We start from the raw sequence: 23,313 nt of genomic DNA on the forward strand, positions 1-23,313 counted from the left end.
GAGTGGAGCCCGGCATAGCCGGGCCATAACATGCCTATGAAAATATCCAGTGACATGAGGCGTAAGCTCGATCTGATCAGGGCCTTATCCACCGCTGAACAGCCGAGCATTCACGACCTCCACCGGGAAACCAAGATCCCGGAACCGACAATCAAGCGACAACTGGCGGCCATGCGCCGTGAATTCGGGATGCGAATACTCTTTGTCCGGGACACCGGGGGGGAGCGAGGGGCAACCGGATATTACATGCTCATGGATTGGGGCATCATCGACCAGGATGCGTTTCATCGACGGTATCCGGAAATTGTTGCCAACGCTGAATAATGCTGTATTGATAGAACAAAACCCCGCCGAAGCGGGGTTTTTTCGTTAATGGAGAGTGGGCCGAAGAAGGGGAGCCTTGATGAAAGTGGGTGTGTCAGGCATCTCCCGTTCGATGAAGCGTTGCCGCTTTGAAAGCGGCCAGCGCATGAACTCGGCAAGGGCTACGGTCTTTTTGCTATGATTCTCGGTACGCATACGTCCTCCTCCAGTGTGATGTGTGCGTGAGAAGGGCTGCAACGAAGGTGAGAGAGCGGTGCGGCCCTTCTTTTTTGATATTATAGGATCAAATAATAATTTCAAGACACCAATACACGGTCTTGTGTTTTGGTTTACAAGAGATCATAATTCGATACCGTAATATCAACCACTACCATAACAGAGGAAGCTATGGACATTACCCTGATCGTTACCGGCGTGATTGCCGCACTTATCATCGCAACCCTGGCCAAGTCGGTGCGGATCGTGCCGCAAGCCGAACTTCAGGTGGTCGAACGTCTTGGGCGGTATAACCGCGTCCTGAGTGGCGGGCTGAATTTCATCGTTCCTTTCGTGGACACCATCCGAGAGAAATTCACGACCCAGGAACAGCTCGTTAATCTGCACCCGCAAAACGTATATCACAAAGGATAATGTCAGCATTACCATTGATGGCCTGGTGTATCTGCGTGTGAGTGATGCGAAGCAGGCCACTTACGAAATCGACAACCTCCAGACCGCCATTGCTCAACTGGCACAGACAACGTTGCGGGCTGAGATCGGCAAAATGGAGCTGGATGAAACCCTGTCCAGCCGTGAAGAAATGAATCAGTCTCTCCAGCAAGCTCTGGATGAAGCCTCTGGCGGTTGGGGTGCAAAGGTCACCCGTGTCGAAATCAGTGACATCTCTGTTCCTGCCGATGTGCAGGAAGCAATGGAAATGCAGCTTCGTGCAGCCCGTGAACGTCGTGCCATCGAAACAAAGGCGGAAGCGGACAAGAATGCCACCATTGCCAAAGCTCAGGGTGATCGCCAGCGAGTGTTCCTGGAAGCAGAGGCTATTGAGCGTATGGCCGAAGCCAAGAAGAAAGAAGACATCCTGCTGGCTGAAGCGGCCCGTCAGCGCGAGATTCTCAATGCAGAAGGCCAGAAGGAAGCTCTGCAACTGATTGCCGAGGCACTCAGAGAGAACCCGCAATCCGGTGAATTCCTGTTGGCCAAGGATCGCATTGAAGCTTGGAACGGTATCGCGTCTTCAGATTCCCAGAACAAGGTTGTGGTGCCTTATGAAGCAACCGAGCTGCTGGGTAGCCTGTCACTGATGAAAGACATGATGGGCCGGGCCAATAAGGCCCACTGAACCGATAACCGTGATCGAGGCCTGAGCCACTGCTCGGGCCTTTTGAGGAGACGAATATGACACTTGCTTGGTGGATATGGATTGCTGCCGGAGTTGCTCTGGTGACCGCCGAGGTCTTTATTGGCACATTCATCATTCTATGGTTCGGGATCGGAGCCGTATTCGCAGGGCTTTTGACGTTGTTGATCCCCGAGCTACACACGGGGGTACAGCTCTTGATAGCCGCGCTGAGTGGCGCTGTATTGATGTTTTTGTTCCGTGATCGTTGCGTGGCAAAGGGCAATGCCGACGAAGAGGATCTTTACACGTTCACCGGAGGGCCGGGGATACTGAGGATCAGCGAAGATGGCACGATGCAGGTTTCTGCCAGAGGCACCTACTGGATGATAGCCAACCCCAAGGTGGTTCCAGAAAGTCGCAGGGTGGATGGTGCAGAGGTGGTTATTGCCAGGTTTGAACACAACCAAGCCGTTTTGGCTGATGACGCCGTTGCAACGTGACAACAAACGCTGTCAGGATGCCCATGATGTTGCAACGTGACAACGAGGCGAGAGATGGGAACGACTGAGTTCGCGCAACTTCCGATCATCAAGAGAGTTGAGGCGGTCGAAGATCTGGAGAGTGAAGGGTTGTCTGCCCGAGAAATCAAAGCGGAATTAGGCTTAACCCGGTATCAGCTCTCCCACCTCAAACGCTTGAGCCGGAAACTGACCCCAGAAAGCCGGTTTCTGATTCAGAAGAATCAACTCTCCGAAGGTCATGCAAGGGCTTTGGTGAGGCTGTCCGGGCGGCAGCAGGAAAACATGCTCCGGGCGACCCTGCAATATGGTTGGAGCGTCCGAAAACTGGAGAACCGGATCAAAGATGATCTGGCAGGCAAAGATGCTGGGCCTGATGCCGCGTATTTCGAGCAACTGGCTGTTCACATCGGAGATACCATCGGGCACCCGGTAAAGGTTAAACCCAACCAGGCCAACCCTAGCAAGGGAGAGATCGTAATAACTTACCTGGGCCTGGATGCATTCGACTCCGTTATGGAGAGGCTCAAAGTCCGTCTGGACGAACAGTTTTAAGGAATTGCTCCGATGACCGTGCGAGTTAAAGTGACGCCGGAAAGGGATCCAACCCGCATTGAAGGCTATTGCCAAATCCCCTCCTGGCCAAGAGAACAATCTGTAATAGCGTTCACGCGCCTGGGTGATCAGTGGATGCTGGCAAGCTCAATGGCGCTACCCTCGAAGCTGGAGCAAGCTTTGGTGGTGAAAAAATGCTTTGACCGCACATTTGAGGCGCTGGCGGAAGTCCAGGGTCAGTGGAACAAGCCGTCGAACTTTCACATGTGAAAGAAAATAGATCCAACAACAGGAAAATTGTGCCTTGCATTTTATAGAATCACTATATGATGCTATAAAGATAACCAAGGAGTGAAGGAGACATTCATGGCACAGGTAAATTCACTGAAATCACTCAACCGCGCCTCTACGGACGTTTCAAAAAGCGATTTGTTTTCCGTCGCCCCCCACCTGATCCTGGAGGAAGACGGTTTCAATACGCGAGGCGCATTCTGTGAAGACTACTACGAGCGTCCGGACATTAAGGCCGGGATCCGTTCGCTGGCGGATGCGTACAAGCGTGGCGACTATGTGCCGCCAATCATCGTTAAAGTGCGTGATGGGAAGGTCTTTGTGCGTGAAGGGCATCGGCGGCGTCGAGCCATTCTTCTGGCCATCTCGGAAGGGGCCGACATCCGTAAGGTTCAGGTGCTGGAGCACAAAGGCGATGAAGCCGAACAAACGCTGCTCATTGCAACCAGTAATGACGGGTTACCTCTGACTCCGTTGGAGAGGGCCGTCATTTATGGCCGCTTGGCTCGCTGGGGCTGGAGTGACCAGGAAATTGCTGAGCGAGTCGCCCGCACGGCTGAGCATGTTCGTCAGGCCAGATCTCTGCTTGAGCTTCCGCTCGAACTGAAGAAGATGATTCAAGCTGGAGAAGTGGCGGCGACCTACGCAGCAGAATTGTTCCGTGAGCACGGAGAAGACGCAGTTTCAGTGCTGAAACAAGCTCAGCAGGAAACAGGTGATACTCCAAAAAAGGTGACTCGCAAGAAGGTCGAAAAGAAGAACGCTCCCAAGATCGGGAAAAAAGTGGTCGAGGCTATGCACAAGAGCGTCAGCTCGCTTACCAAGCGTCTGGACACCCTCAAGGAAGAAGGGGATACGTTTACCCTCACACTGACCAGAGACGATGTGGAGGAGCTCCAGGAGTTGCGGGAGAAGCTGGCTGAACTGGAAGCGGAGCCCAGGGTGGATGAAAAACAACAGGAGCTGACGCTGTGACTCGTGTTGAAGATCCGTCCTCCCAGATGCGCGGAACCTTGAACAAAATGCCGCCGCATTCTACGACTCAATTCTTCGAATGAGTCGCTAGTCAAGGCGGCTTGTCTTTGGAGCTGTTTATTTATACAGTATTGGCATGACCATTATTCGCTCCGATCGACTCCGAATCCACGCCGACAGCCCGGCCCAGCGCGACGCGCTGGCCGAGACGTTGGCGCTGTATCGTCGGTTGGTGCGAGACCTGATGACGGTGGCTTTCACGCACTGGCCGTCGGTTGGCCCCGCCAAAGGCAACGAGGCGGTGGCCGTGATCGAGGGTCTTATCCATCCGACCACCAAGCGGCCGAGTGTTCGGTACCGCTACTTCCAGAATCGGTACTACAAATTCCCCTCCTACCTGCGGCGGGTGGCCATCATGGACGCCGTTGGTCAGGTTCGGTCGTTCATGAGTCGCTACGGCGACTGGCTCGATGGCCAGCGCCGGCACCCGCATTCGCGGCCGCCAAAGCTGACCGCCAGCACCAATACCTTCCCCAGCCTGTACGGTGGTCAGTGTATCAAGCTGAACGAAGAAGCCACGCAGGCCTTCATCAAAGTCCGGTGCCGCAACGACTGGCTTTGGATGAGCTTCCGGTTATCCGGAAAGCTTCGTTATCGCGGTCGCGGGTCCGCGAAATCACCCTTGCTGACCTTTAACGGGAAGCAGTGGGGTTTATCGTTGCCGGAAGCATTCACGCCGGCAGCGCCGGTCAGGACACCGAAGCGTGTGCTGGCCGTGGATGTGGGCATCAACACCGCGGCCACCTGGGTCGTGATCGATGATCAAGGCACTGTCCACGCCCGGGGTTTCCTCCGGCGTCGCGATAAAGACCGGGAGCATCGACTGATGCAACGCATCCGCTCGAAGGCGCGCAAACAAACGCGCCACGGTAGCCGGCTACCAGCCGACTTTTGCGCTCGTGATCACCAGCGCCTCACGCGGCTGGCGGACAACCAGGCGCATCAGATCAGCCGGAAACTGGTCAATCTGGCGCTAACCCACCACTGCGACGCGGTGGTGGCCGAAAACCTGAAGGGTTGGCGCCCGAAAGCCGGTCGCAAGCGTTCCCCGATGAAAGCACGCTTTCATCGGTGGTTTCATCGGATGCTGGTGGACCGGATTCAGAGCAAGACGCAAGAAGTTGGACTTCGTTCGGTATTGGTCTATGCCCGAGGCACCAGTTCCCAGGCCTTCGATGGCTCCGGCCCCGTGAAGCGGGATGAGAGTAACTACAGCCTGTGTACGTTCGCCTCCGGCAAGCGGTACCACGCCGACCTCAACGCCGCGTACAACATTGCGGCCAGAGGGTTGGTCTATTATCAGGGCGGTCGGCGCAAGCCGTCTGCCCGTGCGGGTCAGCCAACGTCTGCCCGCACACCGGGAACCCCGGTGACGCTCTCCACGCTTTGGCGACACGCCGAAGCTGCGTGAGAGTGATCAGAATCCGCGACTCGATTCTCTGAATGAGTCGCCGGAGGGTTCAATCCAGAGCTTTACCAAGCGTGGCGGCCTCGATCCCGGCTCTTTGCGCTTTTAAGTGTCGCGGGGCAGGAGGGGCTCTTTGGTGGCATGCTGCATCGTTTCCGGACGCGATCTGGTACGTCGCTGGGGAGGAAAGCTACGCAGGCCTGTACGAAACCGTGGGCGTTATGTTTATTGCCCTGGCAGCGATAGGTGCTATCCCCTTGCTTCTGATGCCATGGCAAGCCCGGCGAGCAACCATGTCGCCTTTGGAGGTGACAATCAGTAAAAATGAGCTGCGCGTGAGCGGGGGCGGGCGGTATGCCGCAATACTGAAGACTTGGCATCCAGAGCCACAAAATCAGTTCAGCAATGACACGGATCTTGTCGCTGACCCCGGCAAACTGGCCTGGGAGCTGGAATCCTGTTTATATTCGCTGGATCTGCGCCTGAAGCCGTTTGTTGTTGTCAGAATTGATACGACAGAACACTCCCGCGTAACACCCGCAGAGTTGTGTGTAATTGGGATGATCTTTTCAGATTGCAGAAATGTCCTGGATTACTGTGTAGCGGAGGAAAAACATGAAACATCAGAGCTCTAGCTCAGCTAATCAAGCCTACCTCGATGCCTACTTTCTGGAGCGTCGGGGCAAAGAGATTCGCCGCTTCGTGATTGCGCTCATTGCCATGCTAATTGGCTTGCCGATCTCAGGCTTTGCTGAGCACATAACGGCTTTCCTTAACGCTTCTGAAAGCCTCAATTTATCTGAAAGCGCAATCAGCACATTTGGACTGGTGATCAACTTGTGCGGCTTCGGGATTCTGGCTATGTGGATTATGGATGGCAAGGACTATGTGTTCCCGAGAAAGCCGGTAAATCCGAACCAATAGAACGTGGGAATTCGGCCATGTACGTGAATGACGCGGAATGTGAGGCGGCGGGGCTCGACACCAAAGAGGTCGAACGCATTGCCAAAGGGCTTTCGAGGTACGCCAAACAAGCCGAGGCGCTGGGAATCCAAGTTTTTGGTGGAACCGGCTCTGGAAGCCTGCGCTTTAATGATGGCGGATCTGGAAAACTGATTGTTGCCCATCTTGCTGGTGATTTCGACGGTGGCGACGGTGGTTCGGGGCCTTCCGTTGATGGCCTTGAGCGTGGCGAAACATGATTGGAAACCGGTACAAAGTTACCAACTTTATTAGTACGGGTTGCAGGCTTTCCGGCGTTTGAACAGCGAATTTTTGCCAAAAGTTACCTATTCTATTTTCCAGGGTCGTGTTCGCAAATCCATTTTATGCGGCCTTCGGCGCTGATTTATTACCAACTTTATTTCAAGCCCACAGCTCCATCGGGCGAAAGATTTGAGGCTGGATGCTGGAGCAATGAAGCCCGTGCAAGACGACATTCAGGCTGAGATGACCGAATGGTTTCAGTCTATGACTGAGAAAGAGCTTGTTGAGTGAGATGTGATATGCAGCAGATTGGGCAGAGATATAAGGTTGGCACAGGTGGTGCCTTGCATTTCCAATCGAAGGATGAGGTTTTGGAGTTTCTGACCAACGTCTGTGGCATGGTTGCCCGGCAAGGTGCTATCTGGAAAGGCGTAAAGCCGCCAAAAATGTAGATACATGTGTTGACACCAACAGATGTCCGAATTAAAGTAGACACATATGTAGCTACAATCATTAACGCGAGGTTGTCATGCAAAGCGAAATCAAACGCTGGGGAAACAGTGCTGCCGTGCGACTTTCCAGTAAGATCCTGGCGCAAGCCAAACTGGATGTATCCAGCCCGATCAGTATTGATGTAAAGGCAGGCAAGATTGTGATTGAGGCCGCACAGAAGGCTCCGCGTAGGGTTAATCTCCCCTTCTCGGAAGCCGATCTGCTGAAAGGGCTAGATGCCCATGGCGCTCACGCTGACGAGCTTGCGCAGCCCTCTTCAACCGAAATGGGTGTTTGATGGCTCAGTACATTCCAGATCGTAACGACATCATCTGGCTGGACTTCGAGCCCACAAAGGGCAAAGAAATCGGCAAGTATCGGCCAGCACTGGTGCTTTCGTCTAAGCAGTACAACAAACAGACCGGGCTCTTAATTTGCTGCCCGATCAGTACAAGCATTCGCGGTACCGCAACTGAAGTTTCAGTGGATAACCTGGAAAAGCCTTCGGTGGTCGCATCGAGCCTCATTCAAACGCTGTCCTGGAAAGACCGGAAGGCTGATTTTATCACCAAGGCAGAGAATGGTGTGATGGATCAGGTGCTGGTTCGCATTATCCCTCTGATAGGTGCGGATAGCGTGATCGAAAAATTCATTGAGTAGTGGGAAACCGTTGTTAGCGTTACAGCAGTGTTGTGGCGTAATCGCTAAGTATTGGAATTCGGGAGAATCGAAGCATGAGGGACTACTTTTTGACGAAACGCCAAGTAACGAGCCTGTTGGTTGATAGACCACTGAATACCTTTTCCGCCCGCGTGGCTTTTCTGATTCCGATGATTCTGTTCGCAGTTGGTGCAATTTCTGTCATGTTCTTCGGTGCCAAATACACCTTCAGTCAATTACTGGTAGGCATTGGTGTTCTCTTGTTTGCAGCGAGTTGGTTGCCGTTCGCTTTTCAGAAGCCAAAGGTCAGGCATAAATAGATGGGAAACCTGGATGAAGAGTAATGGATAAAGGGCGAGTAAAGACCGAGGCCATGAACCAGCTACATGCAAAAGCGGACAAGGCAACAGCCCAGTGGAAGATTGTCAATCAAATCACATGGCACTGGATTTCCTATGTTATACCTCCAGTGTTCCTGGTGATGTTCCCAGTTTGGTATTTGATGACGTTTAGAAAAAACTATTTGGATAGCCGTGCAGCAGACTAGAAAAATTCAGCGAATTGACTCATTTTCATATTGGAATTCGAGGAAGCGCTATGTGCGACAAGAACGAATTGGCGAACGCGCCTGAGAGCGTTGGTGAAGCGATCCGCGCAAACACGAACAAGCATGTGACCCTGATAATGGATGAAGCTCACCAGGCGGTGCCGTCCAGCAAGGAAAAGGTTGAGCACATGAGAGAGCTTCGAAGGAAGTACAGCGATAAGCCAAAAAACACCTGATTGGAATCCGCAAAGCTGAGGAGCATTTCATGAACAGATCAAACCGGCACCTGACATGAGGCAGTGGCTAATAGCGTTTTCTCTTGGGGTGTTTTGTTCGGGTCTTGCCACTGCCGGTATCCCTGGTATTTCGTCCTGGCTGATCGCTTTCGGGTTTTCAGGGGGATTAATGGCAATACTTCTAGTCAAAGACTGATGGGAAATACGACATGAGAGAAAACAACGCTTTGTTATTGTGCATCTCGGTGTTGGTAATAGGCGCCGTTATTTTTGGATGCTTGACCTACGTGGCTAACGCCGCTCCTGATACAGCACTTCACCACACGGTAACAGCATTATGGGTTCTTTATACTTTGCCTTTGACTGCTGCAACTATTGCTCTGTTGTCGTTGGGTGTTCGCCGCTTAAAGCGTAACTATGCCGACAGAAACTAAGATTGGAAAACGACGCTATGAATTTTGAGTTTGACCAAGAGCAGGAGCAAGGCGACACCTACGCAACGACAGATGGCACCATTTCGGAACCTACGATTCTGGATGCATTGTCCAGCGCGGGAATCTTTAACGTGGAGGCCACGAATTCAGGGAAAGCCAGATTCTCTGATGGTTGTGATGACGTTTACGCGCTGTCTCTAAAGAAGGCACACCTAATTGCCCTGAGCGATGAGATACGCGAACTGGCGAACAGCCTGGAATCATAATGGGAATGCGCCATGGATGCGTTAGTTGAGAAATTCCGGAGTCTTGTCCCTGAATCAAGAAAAAGCCCTCGCTTGGAGGGCTGTGAGCTTCATGGTGTTTCGCTGTGATTAGTTCTATGAATAGGCGGACGAACTTCCCAATTCCGTTTCGGGGTGGATTGAGGGGCTCGGCAAATGACCTGCACATACCCATGACCGGTTAAGTGTTCCATGAGGACATCGAAGTGTGCCAACGGCACATTCCAGCGTTGGCACAACGCCTCAACACTAGGTGCGATCAGAACATTCTCGTCTGAATGGGAACGAAACCGGGCAAGCAGAGCCAGTGCGGGCATGGGCAGCGCATCATCCATAAAGAGCTTTTCTGGAACTACGGTTAACTTGGCTTTGAACATTAACTACTACTCCGTCTTCAGCTGTCGAGGGCGGGTTGTTTACGTCGAGATTTGATTGGCTTGGTGCCTTTACAGTTGGGATAGTTCGAGCATCCCCAAAATGAGGAGGCTTTCTTTCCGTCTTTTGGTTTCCCCTTGCGCCGTAGCATCGGGGAATCGCATTCCGGGCACTTGGGCGCATTCTTGGGTGGTTCCTTGGCTTTTGAAGGATCCTGTGGTTTCCCCCGGTTGTCTGGGAAAGTCTTTCGACAAGGTGGGTTCTGGCAGCCCCAGAAAAAGCCCTTGGAGCCTTTAATGCGCTTGAGGGTGCCGCCGCATGCAAAACATTGGTGAGCGGGAGCTTTCGCGCCAGAAAACGCTCTGGCGAGAACGCCGCCATCTTGGGTCAACTCTCCGGCGTTCTGCTTCAGTTGATCGACCAATCCGCAAATCCATTTGGAAATGTGGGCCATAAAGGTCGTCATGTTTCCTTCACCCGCAGCAATCTTCTCCAGCTCCTGCTCCCAGGCAGCGGTCATGCCAGGTGATTTAACGGCGGCTGGCAGAACGGACACCAGTGCATGAGCTTTTTCAGTCGCCAACAACACCTTTTTCTGGCGCTTGAAGTAACCCTTGTCTACGGCTCCCTGGATGATGCCCGCACGAGTGGCTGGAGTACCCAGGCCAGCGGTGTCTTTGAGGATCTGCCGGAATTTCTCTTCTGTCACAAACCGGGCAATGTTCTCCATGGCCGATAGCAGCGATGATTCAGTGAAGTGGGCCGGTGGCCGTGTCATTTTGTCCTGAAGTGACGAATCCAGAATAAGGGCAGGCTCCCCTTGGTTTACCCGAGGAAGGGAGGATTGTTCTTTCGTTGCATCGTCTGTCTCGCCTTCATCCGCAGGGGAGCTTTCACTGTCAGAGTTGAATAGCACCTTCCAGCCTTGTTTCAGTGGCATCTTACCTTTGGCTGCGAAGAGATGGTTGCCGCAGGTCACCTCGATAGAGGTTCGATTGAACTCAAAGGCGCTGTAGAACTGTGCAATGTAGAAACGGCGGATTGCATCATAGAGGTTGAATTCGACCTCTGACATGGCCTGGATGTTGGTTCGGGCCGGTGTTGGGATAATGGCGTGGTGGGCCGTTACCTTTTTGTCGTTAAAGGCACGGGAAGACCTGTTGGGATCCGCACCGGCCACGAGCCCAGAAACGTTCTGATCGGACAGAATCATGGACTGGAGGATGTCCGGGATGTCCTCCCGCTGAGATTCCGGGAGATACCGGCAGTCGGTACGCGGATAGGTGGTTGCTTTGTGCGTTTCATACAAAGCCTGCGCGGCATCAAGAACCTGTTGAGCGGTGTATCCCCATCGCTTGCTGGCGTATTGCTGCAAGGAAGTCAGATCGAAGGGGAGAGGGGCTGATTCCTTCCCGGCCTTGGTTTCAGCCTTGCTGATGATAGCCTGGGCACCTTTGACCTGGGCGGCCACCTGCTCGGCGTATGTTTTGTTGATACAACGACCCTGCTCATCAGAACATTCTTCAGGCGGCACCCAGCTCGCGGCGAATTGTCCGTTCTGAACAGAGATGCCAGCTTCCAGCGTCCAGAAGGGAGAGGGCTTGAAGTTCTGGATCTCCAGATCCCGTTGGCAGACCAGGGCTACCGTGGGGGTGATTACCCGGCCAACATGCAAGGTTTGATCAAACCCGATCTGTCGCGTTAGAACAGTGTAAAGGCGGCTGATGTTCATCCCAATCAGCCAGTCTGCTCGCTGGCGAGCCATGGCAGCGTAGTAAAGCGGCATGGTGTCTTTGCCATCCCGGATGTTCGCCAAGGCTTTGCGAATGCTGGTATCGTCCAGTGCGGTCAGGCAGACCCGTTTTACCGGGCCTGAGTATCTCACCCGATCCAGAAGCGACCGGGCAATGGCTTCCCCTTCTCGGTCATAGTCCGTTGCGATATAGACTGTCCCGGCTTGCTTCAGGAGGCCTTCAACCACTTTGTATTGTTTGTACGCCGCTTTCCGCACCTTTTGCCGCCAACTGTCCGGTGCAATCGGTAAGGTATCCAGCGACCAGGACTTGTACTTCTCGTCGTAGTCGTCTGGCATGCACATTTCCAGTAGGTGGCCGTAAGCCCAGGTGATCGTTTTCCCTTGACCGTCATGCAGGAAACCCTCGCCACGATTTTTAACCCCCAGAACGTTGGCCAGATCTTTGGCTTGGGAAGGTTTTTCACAGAGATACAGTTCCATAAGGCGCTCCTTCTGCGGCCATCAATGGTAAGTAGCTGAGGGGTAGGGTGTGACGGCTGCTTTTATGGCTGGAGCCACAAAGGCGTCGAAACCGGGAATGGCTTCAAATTCATATTGCCGTTGTGACAGGGTGTAGGGCTCAAAAGCGATGTCGTCTTCTGTGTCTGGGTCAACAGACAAAGGAAGCGAAGGTAAATACACGGCACCGGCGCGGTTCAGGCATTGAATCGTCGCTGCCATGGAGAGCTTTTTCAGAATGCCGGTGATCAGCTCATAATCGAGATCGGTGGAGGCTTCATCGAGATCCTTTTCAAGCAAGTAGGAAAACAGTCCGATTAAAGTCGCTTCCTTGAAAAAGATGATGTCATTGGGCTTCGCTATGTCTGAGGGGCACTGGAACGCATTGCTCGCTTTTGCGATGTCAGCAGAACATCGGAACGCACCGCTCAGTTTGTGAAGGTCGGAGGTTGCAAGAATCTGCAACCATTGGCCCAGAAGAAAATCCTGATCATCAGGGCGCGTCATTGAAAAGACGATTAGCGACTTTGCCAGTGGCATATCGCTAATCTCTGGGAATGATTTCAGGATGGGCAGATCCATGATTGTCTCCCTTGATTAGACGTAATGCGGATGGCTCAGGTTCAATGAATGGCCGCCACTGAGCGGCCAGTGAAGCAACGTCATCGTGATAGTTCGCTAAGTTGTCCAGAACTCCGGCAATGACCAGGCAAGCGTCTTTGGGTGATCCGCGCACACCCGCTTCTTTGAGCAGCACCAGCAGCTCATCACAGAGCTCAGCCTTGCGAGCCAGTAAATCTTCCGATGACTGAAGCGTTATTGGTTGAGAGAAAGTGCGGCACATGGGTTCACTCGTGATTGCGGTCTGACACTGTTGCGAACGATGTCGCGCTGCGCTGACGTAACACCGGAGCTGGTACAAAAGTTTGTCCATGCCTTCAGGTAATCGTCATAGCTATGGGATGGAGGATCACAGGAGTCTGAGAGAATAGATGGGATGCCTTCGTGGGCTCCATGCTTTGTGACGAACTTCCAATCCGGCTCATCCATACCCTCGCCCTGATCACAGAACCGTTCCCAGCGGGACAGCTCGTACAGAGAGAAGCCAACCTTCCCGGTATCTTCAGTCTCTTTGCTGGCGGCAGAATCAATGTCGTCAAGAACGCCCGCCAATTCATTCGGATTAACAGCGTCCTTTTCAGGGGCCGGAATATTCGCGTCATTCCCGGAGGTTTGAAGGGTGCCCTGGCCAAGCACATGGATATAAGCAGGTTGTCGCAGAGCGGCCCCGCCACGACCCATGTTGTCCCAGGACAAAGTAAGATCTCGGGTTACCCGCTGTTCTTTACTCTCAATAGGAGTGAATTCGGGTTCAGGCTGGGGCTCTGGGGAGCTGGCGCAGCCACCAACCAGGGCCGCCGAAATCAAAACAAGCGAAAATCGTTTCATTGAGCAATTCCTGTTCAGCCGTTAAACGTGCAACAAGTCTAAAGGCTCCCCCTCAAAACCCTTGCGGCTGTAATTACCCAATTTGGACAGAAACACGCTTCTTGCTGGGAAGAGAAATCTGGGACGATTAAGCATCTTGTCTGATCAACCAGAGTTGACCTTAATGTTAAACGCTATTTCTCGCTTGTTTGGAAAGCCGGTTTCTGCCCAAGCCAACTCTGTGGAAACCTTTTCTGAAGAAGACATCCCCCGGTATCCGCCATTTGCAAAAGGATTGCCGGTGGCCCCCATAGATAAGGTGGTGGAAACCCAAAGGGATCTGGTGGAACGGATCCGCAATGCATTGGGCTTTACTCGGGAACAGCATGAGAAACTGCTGCTGCCAGTCATTAAACGGTACGCCGAGTTTGTTCACCTTCTGCCTGCCTCAGAAGCGCACCATCACCGGGGCGCTGGCGGACTCTTCCGGCACGGGCTGGAGGTGGCGTTTTGGGTTGCGCAGGCTTCCGAGGCAGTCATCTTTTCCATGGAGGGTTCTCCTCGTGAGCGCCGGAATAATGAGCCGAGATGGCGGTTGGCCAGTTGCCTGTCTGGCCTGCTACACGATGTTGGTAAGCCGCTCTCCGATGTGTCCGTTACGGACAAAGACGGTGCTGTTACCTGGAACCCTTATGCGAACTCTCTGTACGGATGGGCTCAGCAAAATCAGATCGACCATTACTTTCTTCGCTGGCGGGATAACCGCCACAAACGCCATGAGCAATTCTCTCTGCTTACCATCGAGCGGATCATTCCTGCCGATGCCCTGGAGTTTCTGTCGGAGGCCGGGCCGGAAATACTGGAAGGAATGCTGGAGGCCATTGCTGGCACCAGCACCAATCAACCCATTACCCGGTTGATGCTCAAGGCTGACCAGGAAAGCGTTGCCAGAGATCTGAAGCAAAGCCGTCTGGATGTTGATGAATTTTCCTATGGTGTCCCGGTCGAGCGGTATGTGTTCGATGGGATTCGCCGTCTCGTCAAAACCGGCAAGTGGAAAGTCAACGAGCCCGGTGCCCGCGTGTGGCATGTTCATCAGGGGGTTTTCATCACCTGGAGGCAATTGGGCGATCTTTATGAGCTAATCACGAAAGACAAAATCCCCGGCATCCCGCGTGATCCCGACACGCTGGCGGACATCCTGATTGAACGTGGCTTTGCCATTCCCAATGTCGTGGCCAGTGATCAAGGCGAGCAGGCGCAATATCGCTATTGGGAACTTTGTCCGGAGCTGCTCCAAGAAGGCCGCCCTGCCGGTTCTGTGAAGCTCATGGTTTTGCGGCTTGAATCCAATGAGCTGGTGTTCACCACTGAGCCTCCTGCGCCTGTTAACGCGACTTTGATTGGTGAATCATCAGAACCTTCGATTGAATTCGAGAACCTGGATGCGGGATCTCAAGAAGGCCAAAACGGAGATGATCAGCCTGGGGCTCAAGAGACCACTGAAGAACCGGGCGAGGCCTCTCAGGAAAGTTCTGACCAAACAGAAGCCGAATCGGATAAGCAAAAGGATTCTGGAGCAAACTTCCAGGATGCCTATGAAGTCATCGCTTCTGTGACAAGTCAGCAGAGTGACAACTCAAATGACTCACCGCTGGATGGTCTTCTTAACGGCGATTCCAGCGCCAGCGTTCCCTTGTCGATCTTCGGAATGGAGGAGCCTAAAGCTGACAGCCAGAAACCAGCAGAAGCACCCAAGTCTGACGCATTAGAACAAAGCAGCGTGGTTTCTGAGAGTGATGAGGCACACGAAGAGGCTGCACGAGATGCCGGTGAGCCAGAACAACAAAGTGTGCCTGAGAGCCAGGAAGCGCAGGCTGACACTGTTCCAACAGAACAAACAAGCCCGAGCGGAATAACAGCACCATCCGAACAAAGTTCCAGCGAGAACATAGGTGATCCTGCTGGCGATTTCGACCTGAGCAACTTGTTCCCTGGAACCAAAGCCAAGGCCAAATCGAAAGCCCGAAAGCAAGAAAACTCCCCGAAACAGAGCAAGAAGCCTGAAACGGACAAGCCTACCGTTAAGCCTGAGATCGAGCCAGTGACGCAGGCTTCGTCTGCACCAGAAAAGCAGGTTGGCCCAGGCAAGCCAACACCAAGCCTCCAGCAGCAGGAAGTTTCATCTAAGAGCGAGAGTCTGTCTGATCGTGACGCTTTGGCTCAAACACTGAGCGCCTTCCCGGATAAGGCTCGTGGACTGTTGGAGAGAGCGATACTCCCTGTCGTGGATGGGGATATGGAGCTGGGGGATACCTTGTTCATGCTGAACCATCGTCCGGCCATTGTCTTTCCCGAGGGTGCGGAGCGATTGGGCGAACCAACAGATATTCTGAACACGCTCTGGGAAGCCAAGGCCATTGCTGAAGACCCAGTGGTTCCGGGTAAAAAAATTCAGTCGGACGACCGGTATCAGGGGTTGGTGTTGATTGAAAGCCTCGGCTCACTGGTCAGAAAGGCTTTGAGTGGAGCGGAAGCTGCGCGGGAAGAGTCGCAAGAAGCTGTGCTCGCAGGCTTTTTGGCGGGGATGACTGGTAAGGCCGCCACCCGCAAAAAATCCAGTGCCGGGGCCAAGAAAAATGCTTCTTCAGAACAAAAGCGGGCGATGCCCCCTGCCAGGAAACAAGCCTCCCCCGCAAAGCCTCGGAAGCCCCAGACAAGATCAACATCAAACAAGCAGCCGGGCGACGACCAGCCGCCTAAGCAGAATGCCATGCGGGTGCGTCCTCCGAGAAAACAATCCAGCCGGACGAAAGCTCAGGAAACAAAGAAGCCTGTTGCCAAGCAGGAGGTTGTGATTCCGGAGATCGAGGAGTCTCAGATTCTGTCCAAGGGCAAGAGTGCGTCTGATGATCAGATTGCAGAGATTACGCCCAAGAAGGTTACACCCGCCCAGGCAATAGCCAAGCTCAAAGACATGATGATCAAAGGTGAGGGTCGATGGCTTGTAGAGCCTGTACGGACAGAACAAAGCCCGAAAGGGAAGTCTCTAGTGACCAGCGGCAAGTCGTTTGAAGTGATTGCCGGTGAGTTCGCTGACATCAGTAAAGCCGCTCTTCGAGGCCACCTGAATAACGGTCAGAAGCGGCCTTTTATGTTTTACAAACAAGGGAAACTGCACCTTCTCATTGAGGACAATCGGCAATGAAATACAACCCTCTTGAATACGAGATGCCCTGGCGACCCAATTATGAGCGGCAGGCTGTTTACGGTTGGGTGGCGGCCAGCGCCGCTGCGCTCGGCGTTAACCAGATCAGTGCGATGCCCCCGGAGCCTTTCTATTGGATGACCGGAATCTGTGGGGTTATGGCCATGGCTCAACTGCCGAAAGCCATAAAGCTCGCCAACTTGCAGAAACACCTGCGAGGCCGGGATCTGGAGTTCATATCCTTTGAGGAATTGCGGAAGAAGATTGCTGGCAACCCAGACGAAATGTGGGTTGGGACAGGTTTTGATTGGGAGAACCGGCATACTCAGAGAGTGTTCGAGATAATGAAGATGGACTGGTCGAATGTTGTGAATCAACAAACGGCTCCGGGGGTGTTCGGCAAATTATTTGGCAAGAAAGAAGACAAGAAAGAAAAGCCCATGGGGGCGACCTGGATTCATGGTATTGAGCCCAAAGAAAAGACATTAATGCAGCCGCTGAAGCACACAGAAGGACACACCCTCATTGCTGGAACCACCGGGGCCGGGAAGACCCGGATGTTCGATATTCTGATCTCCCAGGCCATTCTCCGGGGCGAAGCGGTGATTATCATTGACCCGAAGGGCGATAAAGAGATGAGGGATAACGCTCGCCGGGCCTGTGAAGCCATGGGAGAGCCGGAACGTTTTGTCTCGTTCCATCCGGCCTTCCCTGAAGAGTCCGTCCGGATTGACCCGTTGCGCAACTTCACCCGAGTTACAGAGATTGCCTCCCGGCTGGCGGCCCTGATTCCTTCGGAGGCCGGTGCGGATCCCTTTAAATCCTTCGGCTGGCAAGCCCTGAACAACATTGCCCAAGGACTGGTGATGACGTACCAGCGCCCGAACCTACGCCTTCTTCGTCGGTTTCTGGAAGGTGGGGCTGCTGGCCTTGTTATTCATGCGGTTGAGGCATACGCCGAACAGGTAATGCCCGGCGAGTGGGAAGCGGAAGCAGAGCCTTACCGTGACAAAGTGAAGAACGGAAGCCGAGAGAAGATGGCCTTTGCCATGGCGCGGTTCTATCACGATGTTATTCAGCCTCAACAGTCCAGCTCAGAGCTTGAAGGCCTGCTGAGCATGTACCAGCACGACTCCACGCACTTCTCGAAAATGGTCGCCAATTTATTGCCGATCATGAACATGCTCACTTCGGGAGAGCTGGGCAAGATGCTATCCCCGGATCCGGAAGATCTGGATGACTCCCGAGGAATTACCGATACGGCAAAGATCATCAATAACGGCCAGGTTGCCTACATTGGTCTGGATTCACTGACTGACAACATGGTGGGCAGCGCCATCGGCTCGATTCTGCTTTCTGATCTGACCGCTGTGGCCGGTGACCGGTACAACTTTGGGGTCAATAACCGCCAGGTAAACATCTTCGTGGATGAGGCGGCTGAGGTCATCAATGATCCTTTCATTCAGCTCCTGAACAAAGGCCGGGGCGCAAAACTGCGCTTGTTCGTGGCTACCCAGACCTTTGCAGACTTTGCGGCTCGGATGGGCAGCAAAGATAAAGCAATTCAGGTGCTGGGTAACATCAACAATACCTTTGCGCTTCGGATCGTGGATAAGGAAACCCAGGAATACATCACCGATAACCTTCCGAAAACCCGCGTGAAATATGTCATGAGGACACAAGGGCAAAACACGCATGGTGATGAGCCCATTATGCACGGAGGCAACCAGGGGGAACGTCTCATGGAAGAGGAGTGCGAAATGTTTCCGCCTCAGTTACTCGGGATGCTCCCCAACCTGGAGTTCATCGCAAAAATATCCGGTGGCCATTTGGTGAAAGGGCGGCTTCCTATTTTGACGTAGCCGGATGAGTCATTGAGTTTCAGAAAGATCAGAAAGTTCGAGGTTTAAAGCATGTCAAAAGCGAGTGCTTATGACCGGGTATTAGAAGGGTTGCGATCTCGGGGAAGAAAAAATATCGAGCTGCTCCACTTGTTGCAGTTCGATTGGCCGCTTTCACAGTTCGTTTTAGAAAAGATCTGTGAATACATTTCTGACCAGATTTACGCCGATCAAGAACCGGTTATTTACGAAATTATTGAAGGTGCGTTGGCCCGTTATAGCCAGGCTGTCCACGCGGAGAACGAATCGAAGATTGAGGATCCGATTCGGTTTGGGATCTTCATCGAAGCGTTGATTTCCGAAACCTCCAGGGTGCTGGAGATTGAGATTCGGGACTCGCAGGGCTGTTGCTGGACTATCGAGAGTGGAATCAGTTTCGGGGAGTGGTACAGCAATCGACAGGATCCCGAGAGTCTGGAAATTCATCGCAAAGAACATCAAAACGAAAAATCGTTGAGATCTGCACTTTATGAACTGATCACCAGTGAGCAGATTCGACATGTGCTGAGGAGAGTGAATTATGAAGAAGCCGTTTTGGCTGGTGGCATGGCTGCTGGTCATTGAGTTGGCCGTGGTCTTTGTCTTGGTGCCAGGGGACTGGACAAACCGGACTATTGAAAAAGAGAGTCGCTTGATTGAGGCCAATCTCGGATCTCAAGCCCGCACATGGATCTACGGCAAAGCGGATCAATGGTATCAGGCGGCCATGATGGACTCCGGGTTTTACGAGGGGATCTATCGGACGATGATTCCCAGCAACGACCAGCGAGCAAACTCCAGAGGTATGCAAGACATGGGGAGCTGGTGGTTCCGGTGGGTTCAAAGCCGCATTGAAGCATTTGCCGATATTGTCTACCAATTCATGTCGCGCTTCGCACTTCTGGTGATGTGGGCTCCGTACATGCTGTTGCTGCTATTGCCTGCTCTCTACGATGGGCTTATGACGCGGCAGATCAAGCGGACGAACTTTGATTACGCCTCCCCGGTTGTTCACCGTTACAGTACAAGGCTCTCCGGAGGCTTGCTGGTTGGTCTGGTGATTGCCTTCAGCGCCCCAATAGCCATGAATCCGGTGATCATCCCGGTGGTCATGATGGTGTGCTGTGTGTTGCTGGGGCTAATGGTCGGCAATTTGCAGAAGCGTATCTGACCGTTTCAGGTGTCTTGTTGTAAGGCACCTGATTTGAAGACTTTCACATGTGAAAGAAGTCTCGCTCCTCGGAAACTTTCACATGTGAAAGAAATTCCCTCCGCAATGACCTCTTATGCACCCAAAAAAGGCAAAAGTAGATTGTGTGATTGGGGGCGAGCTATCTGATAATCATCGTCGGATCGGTTGAGAAAGGGAGTCTGCATGTTTGCCCATAATGACGCGAAAGAACAAACATCGCCGTTAAAGGGGGTCTGGTTTGTGTTTTTCACGGCGGGCGTAATTGCTGGCCTGGAAGTCTCTGGCGTTAGCTTATCGGGTGTGCTTGCTCCTCTCATCAGGTGAGCAGCCTCCCTTTTCTCCTTATCCTCCCACCTGCGGCTCCTTCGGGAGCCGTTTTTTGTTTCAACCTGCTGGAATTGCCCAAAACGGGCGGGAACAGACAGCAGCATTATCAGCCACTTGTCAGAAAATAAGAGCATTCAACAAAAGGAGTGCTCTATGAAACCTGTCCGAATTCCAAGGCGAGTTGATGAACCGCCGCACCTGCTGATGTGGAGTGCGGATGAGTTGAGTCCGCTGTTAATGGGGATTTTTGTTGGGGTCATGATTGATAACCTGTTGATTTGTGCAGGTATAGGTCTGCTCGTAACAAACCTCTATCGTAAATTCCGGGATAACCATCCAGATGGCCTATTGCTGCACATCCTGTATTGGGCGGGCATTCCGGTATCCAAAGGCAAGTGCTTTAGGAATCCATTTGTCCGGAGGTATTTCCCGTGAATCTGAAGTCATTCCTCAAAACCTGGGAGGGCACACAGGCTGAGAACCGGTGGGCCAGATTGTTCATCGCAGCCCTTTTGGTGATTGTGTTTGTCCTGGGAAGCTTGCTGTTCCGCAAAGAAACGATTGTCACCATTCAGCCGTTCACCCTGACAGATGAAGCATGGGTGACGCAGGAGAACGCTTCAACCGGGTATAAGGAATCGTGGGGCTTTGCCTTGGCGCAACTGCTCGGCAATGTGACCCCGGCCAGCGTTGACTTCATTAAACAGCGCATCGAGCGGCTTTTGTCTCCGGCCATCTACAGCGATGTCATCAATGTTCTGGAAGTACAAGCCCGGCAGATCAAGCGTGACGGCGTGACCATTCGCTTTGAGCCGCGTTTTGTGGAGTACGAACCTAAAAGCAACAAAGTGTTTGTTTACGGGTACTCCTACACCAGAGGCGTTACCAACGGCATCGAAAAGCGTGACGAACGAACCTACGAGTTCAAGATTCAGATCGCCAATTATCTCCCGGTTATCAATTACGTGGATACCTACAGTGATCGCCCGAGAACTGAGCGAGTTCTCGAACGGATGAGGAAAATAGAGGAGCGCCGGAGCGAAAATGAAAATTAAACAATCAGCATTGGCGCTGGCTGTGACTTTGGCCACATCAACTGCCGCTATGGCTCAAGATGCCATCCCCGTGGTTCCAGCCAGCGTTATGAAAACAGCAAACGAGCAGGCTCGCAAGGTTGCCCTTGATACAGGGTCGCAAGAACGTGCAGGTCGCACGAATCAGATGCGAGGAGCCGCCATTTCAGAAGAAGCCGTGCTGACGATGACGCCCGGTGTGAACCAGATAATTCCGGTGGCCATAGGCCATCCGAACCGCATTGTTACGCCTTTTGGTAACCCTGAAGTCGTGTCCACCTCTCTTTCAGGCGGGCAAAAAGAGGGGGAATGCGGAGAAGTGTGCATTAAAGACAATGTGGTTTACGTGGCGACTGACAAGGAGCACCCGGTCACCATGTTTATTACTGAGAAGGGCAGCGAAACCCAGGCGCTTAGTCTGACCATGGTTCCTCGAAAAATCCCGCCTCGTGAAGTGTTCCTCAAGATGGACGGTCAAAGCATTGCTGGTGGGCTCTACTCCAGCCCAAAGGCTGAGAAATGGGAAAAGAGCCAGCCGTATGTGGAAACCATCCGGACGGTATTCCGCAAGCTGGCGCTGGGAGAGATCCCGCAGGGCTACACCATGACAGAAGTGCCTGACACGGTAGCCCCACCAGTATGTGACCAACCAGGCATTGAAGCCTCATTCCGCGAAGGACAAATGGTTATCGGCCATAGCTTGTCCGTTTTTGTTGGTGTGGCGGAAAACGTTTCCGGCAATGCCATTGAGTTTCAGGAAGCAACTTGTGGTGATTGGGATGTCGCGGCGGTGACAACCTGGCCACATAAAGTCTTGGAGCCTGGCCAGAAAACAGAGGTGTATATCGCCCGGAAGGAAATCAAGGGTAAAGCACCTTCATCCAAACGACCCTCACTGCTGAGTGGAGGTGCGCAATGATGCAAGGTTTTTGGGAAAAAATGACCCCCAAAACCAAGCGCATAGCGGTTATTGCGCTGGCGGGTTTGGGGCTCTTGGTTCTTGTCGGTTTCTTTACCGACGAATCGGACACTCGTCCGAAAACAACCAGCCGTGAAGAGAGTATCCGGCACATTCTGACTGACTCTGATACTCGTGAGGTTGGTCTGGAGGCACTGGCCGCTGACCTTGAGGTGATGACCCGCGAAAACCGGGATCTCCGAAAGGAGCTGGAGAGGATCCAGGCTCGACTGGAAAAAGGCGAACGGTCGCTTCAGGAAAGCAGAGCTTTGAGCCGTGATATGGCGCGTGTGCAAGAACAGCTTCAGAAGCTGCGAGAGGAAGGGGTTCCTGTGTCACGTAAAGAGCAAGACGATGCCTCACCGGATGTCGCGGAAGACAGTAGCGAGGGAGACGCCAGCAACGCGCCAGCCTCAGCAGAGAGCAGAGATTTTTCTGACAACTACGAGCTGGCCGGTGCTGATCCGGAAGAGTTTTTCCGGAACGCTCCCGTCCCTGAAACCTCACCATCGACTCCAGAAGGGGAGCGTGGCCGAAGAGGTGAAAAAACACAGCCCAAAGGGATGATGATCGCCAGTTACTCCTCCTATACAGCGAGTGAGGATGAGTCCGAGGAGCAGGACGCCAAAGAGAAAGAAGTGTTTATGCCAGCGGGCTCCATCATTACCGGTGTCCTGATTAACGGTATGGATGCGCCGACAGCACAGGGCGCTCGACAGGATCCGTTCCCTGCCACTTTGCGGATTCAGAAGGAAGCCATCCTTCCTAACCGATACCGAGCAGACATTAGGGAGTGTTTCTTGATTGTCTCTGGCTATGGTGATCTGAGCTCTGAAAGGGCGTACTTGAGGGGCGAAACGCTCTCCTGCGTGAAAGATAACGGTGATGTGATCGAGGCACCGCTGGATTCTTATGCGGTTGGTGAAGACGGCAAAGCCGGTGTTCGTGGCCGATTGGTGTCCAAGCAAGGCCAGATTATTGCCAAGTCTTTGATGGCCGGATTCCTGAGTGGCGCAGCAGAGGCGTTTGACGTTGATGCGATCCCAACTCTGAGCCTTGAGAACAATGGCCGAACTCAGTATCAGGAAAACGACTTCACCCGTCAGTTCGCTCAGGGAGCCGCTGCGAAGGGTGCAAGTAACGCGCTTGATCGTATTGCTCAGTTCTATATCGACATGGCCGAAGGCATCTTCCCGGTAATCGAGATTGATGCTGGCCGTCAGGTAGAAGTCATCATCACTCGCGGATCCTCACTCAAGGTTCGCGGTGCAAAAGCTGAATAAAGGGGCGGA

Annotated in this window: 31 protein-coding genes; 25 read left to right on the forward strand and 6 right to left on the reverse strand. The window is 53.1% G+C overall.

From position 1 onward, the window contains the following. Positions 1-30: 30 nt before the first annotated feature. Positions 31-324, forward strand: a complete 294-nt coding sequence (locus LWH94_RS09685) for a helix-turn-helix domain-containing protein (RefSeq protein ID WP_232902055.1) — start codon at positions 31-33, stop codon at positions 322-324. Between the two features lie 45 nt (positions 325-369). On the opposite strand, the gene LWH94_RS09690 is transcribed toward LWH94_RS09685, so the two are convergent. Continuing rightward, positions 370-519 carry a hypothetical protein gene (locus LWH94_RS09690; RefSeq protein ID WP_232902056.1) on the reverse strand — a complete coding sequence of 50 codons (150 nt, stop codon included), beginning with the start codon at positions 517-519 and terminating at the stop codon, positions 370-372. Between the two features lie 192 nt (positions 520-711). On the opposite strand from LWH94_RS09690, the gene LWH94_RS19415 reads away from it, so the two are divergent. From LWH94_RS19415 to LWH94_RS09765, 16 genes are all read left to right on the forward strand, one after another. Beyond that, positions 712-954, forward strand: a complete 243-nt coding sequence (locus tag LWH94_RS19415) for an SPFH domain-containing protein (protein ID WP_269802546.1) — start codon at positions 712-714, stop codon at positions 952-954. A 37-nt stretch (positions 955-991) separates the two neighbouring features. Then, on the forward strand, positions 992-1,660 hold the full coding sequence (locus LWH94_RS09695) for an SPFH domain-containing protein (protein WP_442914983.1): 669 nt from the start codon (positions 992-994) through the stop codon (positions 1,658-1,660). A gap of 56 nt (positions 1,661-1,716) precedes the next feature. Further along, positions 1,717-2,160, forward strand: a complete 444-nt coding sequence (locus LWH94_RS09700; protein WP_232902057.1) for an NfeD family protein — start codon at positions 1,717-1,719, stop codon at positions 2,158-2,160. Positions 2,161-2,214: 54 nt separating this feature from the next. Further along, entirely contained in the window at positions 2,215-2,733 is a 519-nt protein-coding gene (locus tag LWH94_RS09705) for a hypothetical protein (RefSeq protein WP_232902058.1), read from the forward strand. 12 nt (positions 2,734-2,745) lie between these two features. Next, entirely contained in the window at positions 2,746-3,003 is a 258-nt protein-coding gene (locus LWH94_RS09710; protein WP_232902059.1) for a hypothetical protein, read from the forward strand. Positions 3,004-3,099: 96 nt separating this feature from the next. Continuing rightward, positions 3,100-3,999, forward strand: a complete 900-nt coding sequence (locus tag LWH94_RS09715; protein WP_232902060.1) for a ParB/RepB/Spo0J family partition protein — start codon at positions 3,100-3,102, stop codon at positions 3,997-3,999. A 244-nt stretch (positions 4,000-4,243) separates the two neighbouring features. Continuing rightward, positions 4,244-5,470, forward strand: a complete 1,227-nt coding sequence (locus tag LWH94_RS09720) for a transposase (protein WP_232902061.1) — start codon at positions 4,244-4,246, stop codon at positions 5,468-5,470. Between the two features lie 218 nt (positions 5,471-5,688). Further along, the gene (locus LWH94_RS09725; RefSeq protein ID WP_232902062.1) at positions 5,689-6,102 is read left to right on the forward strand and encodes a hypothetical protein; all 414 of its coding nucleotides are present in this window, start codon (positions 5,689-5,691) and stop codon (positions 6,100-6,102) included. After that, complete coding sequence (locus LWH94_RS09730; RefSeq protein WP_232902063.1) at positions 6,083-6,391, forward strand: hypothetical protein; 309 nt, start codon at positions 6,083-6,085, stop codon at positions 6,389-6,391. Before LWH94_RS09725 ends, LWH94_RS09730 begins: the two co-directional genes overlap by 20 nt. 17 nt (positions 6,392-6,408) lie before the next feature. After that, a complete protein-coding gene (locus LWH94_RS09735; protein WP_232902064.1) occupies positions 6,409-6,669 on the forward strand; it encodes a hypothetical protein in 261 nt (86 codons plus the stop codon). A gap of 533 nt (positions 6,670-7,202) precedes the next feature. Continuing rightward, the gene (locus LWH94_RS09740) at positions 7,203-7,463 is read left to right on the forward strand and encodes an AbrB/MazE/SpoVT family DNA-binding domain-containing protein (protein ID WP_232902065.1); all 261 of its coding nucleotides are present in this window, start codon (positions 7,203-7,205) and stop codon (positions 7,461-7,463) included. Continuing rightward, complete coding sequence (locus LWH94_RS09745) at positions 7,463-7,825, forward strand: type II toxin-antitoxin system PemK/MazF family toxin (protein ID WP_232902066.1); 363 nt, start codon at positions 7,463-7,465, stop codon at positions 7,823-7,825. Before LWH94_RS09740 ends, LWH94_RS09745 begins: the two co-directional genes overlap by 1 nt. Positions 7,826-7,899: 74 nt before the next feature. Beyond that, entirely contained in the window at positions 7,900-8,145 is a 246-nt protein-coding gene (locus LWH94_RS09750) for a hypothetical protein (RefSeq protein ID WP_232902067.1), read from the forward strand. A gap of 277 nt (positions 8,146-8,422) precedes the next feature. Then, positions 8,423-8,608, forward strand: a complete 186-nt coding sequence (locus LWH94_RS09755) for a hypothetical protein (RefSeq protein WP_232902068.1) — start codon at positions 8,423-8,425, stop codon at positions 8,606-8,608. Between the two features lie 209 nt (positions 8,609-8,817). After that, positions 8,818-9,042: a hypothetical protein gene (locus LWH94_RS09760; RefSeq protein ID WP_232902069.1), complete on the forward strand. Its 225-nt coding sequence runs from the start codon at positions 8,818-8,820 to the stop codon at positions 9,040-9,042. A gap of 17 nt (positions 9,043-9,059) precedes the next feature. After that, positions 9,060-9,308 carry a hypothetical protein gene (locus tag LWH94_RS09765; RefSeq protein WP_232902070.1) on the forward strand — a complete coding sequence of 83 codons (249 nt, stop codon included), beginning with the start codon at positions 9,060-9,062 and terminating at the stop codon, positions 9,306-9,308. 89 nt (positions 9,309-9,397) lie between these two features. Here LWH94_RS09765 and LWH94_RS09770 read toward each other — a convergent pair whose 3' ends face one another. From LWH94_RS09770 to LWH94_RS09790, 5 genes are read right to left on the reverse strand one after another with little or no spacing between them, the layout of a single operon-like run. Beyond that, positions 9,398-9,703 (reverse strand): hypothetical protein, encoded by a 306-nt coding sequence (locus LWH94_RS09770; protein WP_232902071.1) that lies wholly within the window; start codon positions 9,701-9,703, stop codon positions 9,398-9,400. Positions 9,704-9,720: 17 nt separating this feature from the next. Then, positions 9,721-11,937, reverse strand: coding sequence for a DNA topoisomerase III (locus tag LWH94_RS09775; RefSeq protein WP_232902072.1), 2,217 nt, complete (start codon positions 11,935-11,937; stop codon positions 9,721-9,723). A 21-nt stretch (positions 11,938-11,958) separates the two neighbouring features. Beyond that, complete coding sequence (locus tag LWH94_RS09780) at positions 11,959-12,537, reverse strand: hypothetical protein (protein ID WP_232902073.1); 579 nt, start codon at positions 12,535-12,537, stop codon at positions 11,959-11,961. Then, positions 12,500-12,799 carry a hypothetical protein gene (locus LWH94_RS09785; RefSeq protein WP_232902074.1) on the reverse strand — a complete coding sequence of 100 codons (300 nt, stop codon included), beginning with the start codon at positions 12,797-12,799 and terminating at the stop codon, positions 12,500-12,502. The genes LWH94_RS09780 and LWH94_RS09785 overlap by 38 nt, the downstream gene beginning before the upstream one ends. Further along, entirely contained in the window at positions 12,772-13,404 is a 633-nt protein-coding gene (locus LWH94_RS09790; RefSeq protein ID WP_232902075.1) for a hypothetical protein, read from the reverse strand. The genes LWH94_RS09785 and LWH94_RS09790 overlap by 28 nt, the downstream gene beginning before the upstream one ends. Positions 13,405-13,540: 136 nt before the next feature. On the opposite strand from LWH94_RS09790, the gene mobH reads away from it, so the two are divergent. The 8 genes from mobH to LWH94_RS09830 all read left to right on the forward strand — a co-directional run bounded on the left by mobH (position 13,541) and on the right by LWH94_RS09830 (position 23,304). Beyond that, entirely contained in the window at positions 13,541-16,591 is a 3,051-nt protein-coding gene (gene mobH / locus LWH94_RS09795; protein ID WP_232902076.1) for a MobH family relaxase, read from the forward strand. Continuing rightward, positions 16,588-18,453 carry a conjugative transfer system coupling protein TraD gene (traD, locus tag LWH94_RS09800; protein WP_232902077.1) on the forward strand — a complete coding sequence of 622 codons (1,866 nt, stop codon included), beginning with the start codon at positions 16,588-16,590 and terminating at the stop codon, positions 18,451-18,453. The genes mobH and traD overlap by 4 nt, the downstream gene beginning before the upstream one ends. A 51-nt stretch (positions 18,454-18,504) precedes the next feature. Continuing rightward, complete coding sequence (locus tag LWH94_RS09805) at positions 18,505-19,056, forward strand: hypothetical protein (RefSeq protein ID WP_232902078.1); 552 nt, start codon at positions 18,505-18,507, stop codon at positions 19,054-19,056. Further along, positions 19,013-19,642: a DUF4400 domain-containing protein gene (locus tag LWH94_RS09810; RefSeq protein WP_232902079.1), complete on the forward strand. Its 630-nt coding sequence runs from the start codon at positions 19,013-19,015 to the stop codon at positions 19,640-19,642. The genes LWH94_RS09805 and LWH94_RS09810 overlap by 44 nt, the downstream gene beginning before the upstream one ends. 501 nt (positions 19,643-20,143) lie before the next feature. Then, positions 20,144-20,425 carry a type IV conjugative transfer system protein TraL gene (gene traL / locus LWH94_RS09815; protein ID WP_232902080.1) on the forward strand — a complete coding sequence of 94 codons (282 nt, stop codon included), beginning with the start codon at positions 20,144-20,146 and terminating at the stop codon, positions 20,423-20,425. After that, positions 20,422-21,045 carry a type IV conjugative transfer system protein TraE gene (locus LWH94_RS09820; protein ID WP_232902081.1) on the forward strand — a complete coding sequence of 208 codons (624 nt, stop codon included), beginning with the start codon at positions 20,422-20,424 and terminating at the stop codon, positions 21,043-21,045. The genes traL and LWH94_RS09820 overlap by 4 nt, the downstream gene beginning before the upstream one ends. Continuing rightward, positions 21,035-21,982 carry a TraK domain-containing protein gene (locus LWH94_RS09825; protein WP_232902082.1) on the forward strand — a complete coding sequence of 316 codons (948 nt, stop codon included), beginning with the start codon at positions 21,035-21,037 and terminating at the stop codon, positions 21,980-21,982. The genes LWH94_RS09820 and LWH94_RS09825 overlap by 11 nt, the downstream gene beginning before the upstream one ends. Then, positions 21,979-23,304: a TraB/VirB10 family protein gene (locus LWH94_RS09830; RefSeq protein WP_232902083.1), complete on the forward strand. Its 1,326-nt coding sequence runs from the start codon at positions 21,979-21,981 to the stop codon at positions 23,302-23,304. Before LWH94_RS09825 ends, LWH94_RS09830 begins: the two co-directional genes overlap by 4 nt. Positions 23,305-23,313: the final 9 nt, after the last annotated feature.

The organism is Marinobacter sp. G11 (genome assembly GCF_021282325.1).
In the GTDB taxonomy this organism is placed as follows: Bacteria; Pseudomonadota; Gammaproteobacteria; order Pseudomonadales; family Oleiphilaceae; genus Marinobacter; species Marinobacter vinifirmus.

Excerpts from the sequence above, each read along its gene's own strand:
- LWH94_RS09745 (WP_232902066.1), top strand. The coding sequence starts at position 7,463 with ATGGCTCAGTACATTCCAGATCGTAACGACATCATCTGGCTGGACTTC.
- LWH94_RS09780 (WP_232902073.1), bottom strand. The coding sequence starts at position 12,537 with ATGGATCTGCCCATCCTGAAATCATTCCCAGAGATTAGCGATATGCCA.
- LWH94_RS09825 (WP_232902082.1), top strand. The coding sequence starts at position 21,035 with ATGAAAATTAAACAATCAGCATTGGCGCTGGCTGTGACTTTGGCCACA.
- LWH94_RS09805 (WP_232902078.1), top strand. The coding sequence starts at position 18,505 with ATGTCAAAAGCGAGTGCTTATGACCGGGTATTAGAAGGGTTGCGATCT.
- LWH94_RS09770 (WP_232902071.1), bottom strand. The coding sequence starts at position 9,703 with ATGTTCAAAGCCAAGTTAACCGTAGTTCCAGAAAAGCTCTTTATGGAT.
- LWH94_RS09725 (WP_232902062.1), top strand. The coding sequence starts at position 5,689 with ATGTTTATTGCCCTGGCAGCGATAGGTGCTATCCCCTTGCTTCTGATG.
- LWH94_RS09690 (WP_232902056.1), bottom strand. The coding sequence starts at position 519 with ATGCGTACCGAGAATCATAGCAAAAAGACCGTAGCCCTTGCCGAGTTC.
- LWH94_RS09810 (WP_232902079.1), top strand. The coding sequence starts at position 19,013 with ATGAAGAAGCCGTTTTGGCTGGTGGCATGGCTGCTGGTCATTGAGTTG.
- LWH94_RS09750 (WP_232902067.1), top strand. The coding sequence starts at position 7,900 with ATGAGGGACTACTTTTTGACGAAACGCCAAGTAACGAGCCTGTTGGTT.
- LWH94_RS09755 (WP_232902068.1), top strand. The coding sequence starts at position 8,423 with ATGTGCGACAAGAACGAATTGGCGAACGCGCCTGAGAGCGTTGGTGAA.
- LWH94_RS09685 (WP_232902055.1), top strand. The coding sequence starts at position 31 with ATGCCTATGAAAATATCCAGTGACATGAGGCGTAAGCTCGATCTGATC.
- LWH94_RS09765 (WP_232902070.1), top strand. The coding sequence starts at position 9,060 with ATGAATTTTGAGTTTGACCAAGAGCAGGAGCAAGGCGACACCTACGCA.
- LWH94_RS09830 (WP_232902083.1), top strand. The coding sequence starts at position 21,979 with ATGATGCAAGGTTTTTGGGAAAAAATGACCCCCAAAACCAAGCGCATA.
- LWH94_RS09730 (WP_232902063.1), top strand. The coding sequence starts at position 6,083 with ATGAAACATCAGAGCTCTAGCTCAGCTAATCAAGCCTACCTCGATGCC.
- LWH94_RS09775 (WP_232902072.1), bottom strand. The coding sequence starts at position 11,937 with ATGGAACTGTATCTCTGTGAAAAACCTTCCCAAGCCAAAGATCTGGCC.
- LWH94_RS09720 (WP_232902061.1), top strand. The coding sequence starts at position 4,244 with ATGACGGTGGCTTTCACGCACTGGCCGTCGGTTGGCCCCGCCAAAGGC.
- LWH94_RS09740 (WP_232902065.1), top strand. The coding sequence starts at position 7,203 with ATGCAAAGCGAAATCAAACGCTGGGGAAACAGTGCTGCCGTGCGACTT.
- LWH94_RS09735 (WP_232902064.1), top strand. The coding sequence starts at position 6,409 with ATGTACGTGAATGACGCGGAATGTGAGGCGGCGGGGCTCGACACCAAA.
- traL (WP_232902080.1), top strand. The coding sequence starts at position 20,144 with ATGAAACCTGTCCGAATTCCAAGGCGAGTTGATGAACCGCCGCACCTG.
- LWH94_RS09705 (WP_232902058.1), top strand. The coding sequence starts at position 2,215 with ATGGGAACGACTGAGTTCGCGCAACTTCCGATCATCAAGAGAGTTGAG.
- LWH94_RS09715 (WP_232902060.1), top strand. The coding sequence starts at position 3,100 with ATGGCACAGGTAAATTCACTGAAATCACTCAACCGCGCCTCTACGGAC.
- LWH94_RS09700 (WP_232902057.1), top strand. The coding sequence starts at position 1,717 with ATGACACTTGCTTGGTGGATATGGATTGCTGCCGGAGTTGCTCTGGTG.
- LWH94_RS19415 (WP_269802546.1), top strand. The coding sequence starts at position 712 with ATGGACATTACCCTGATCGTTACCGGCGTGATTGCCGCACTTATCATC.
- traD (WP_232902077.1), top strand. The coding sequence starts at position 16,588 with ATGAAATACAACCCTCTTGAATACGAGATGCCCTGGCGACCCAATTAT.
- LWH94_RS09760 (WP_232902069.1), top strand. The coding sequence starts at position 8,818 with ATGAGAGAAAACAACGCTTTGTTATTGTGCATCTCGGTGTTGGTAATA.
- LWH94_RS09785 (WP_232902074.1), bottom strand. The coding sequence starts at position 12,799 with ATGTGCCGCACTTTCTCTCAACCAATAACGCTTCAGTCATCGGAAGAT.
- LWH94_RS09710 (WP_232902059.1), top strand. The coding sequence starts at position 2,746 with ATGACCGTGCGAGTTAAAGTGACGCCGGAAAGGGATCCAACCCGCATT.
- LWH94_RS09790 (WP_232902075.1), bottom strand. The coding sequence starts at position 13,404 with ATGAAACGATTTTCGCTTGTTTTGATTTCGGCGGCCCTGGTTGGTGGC.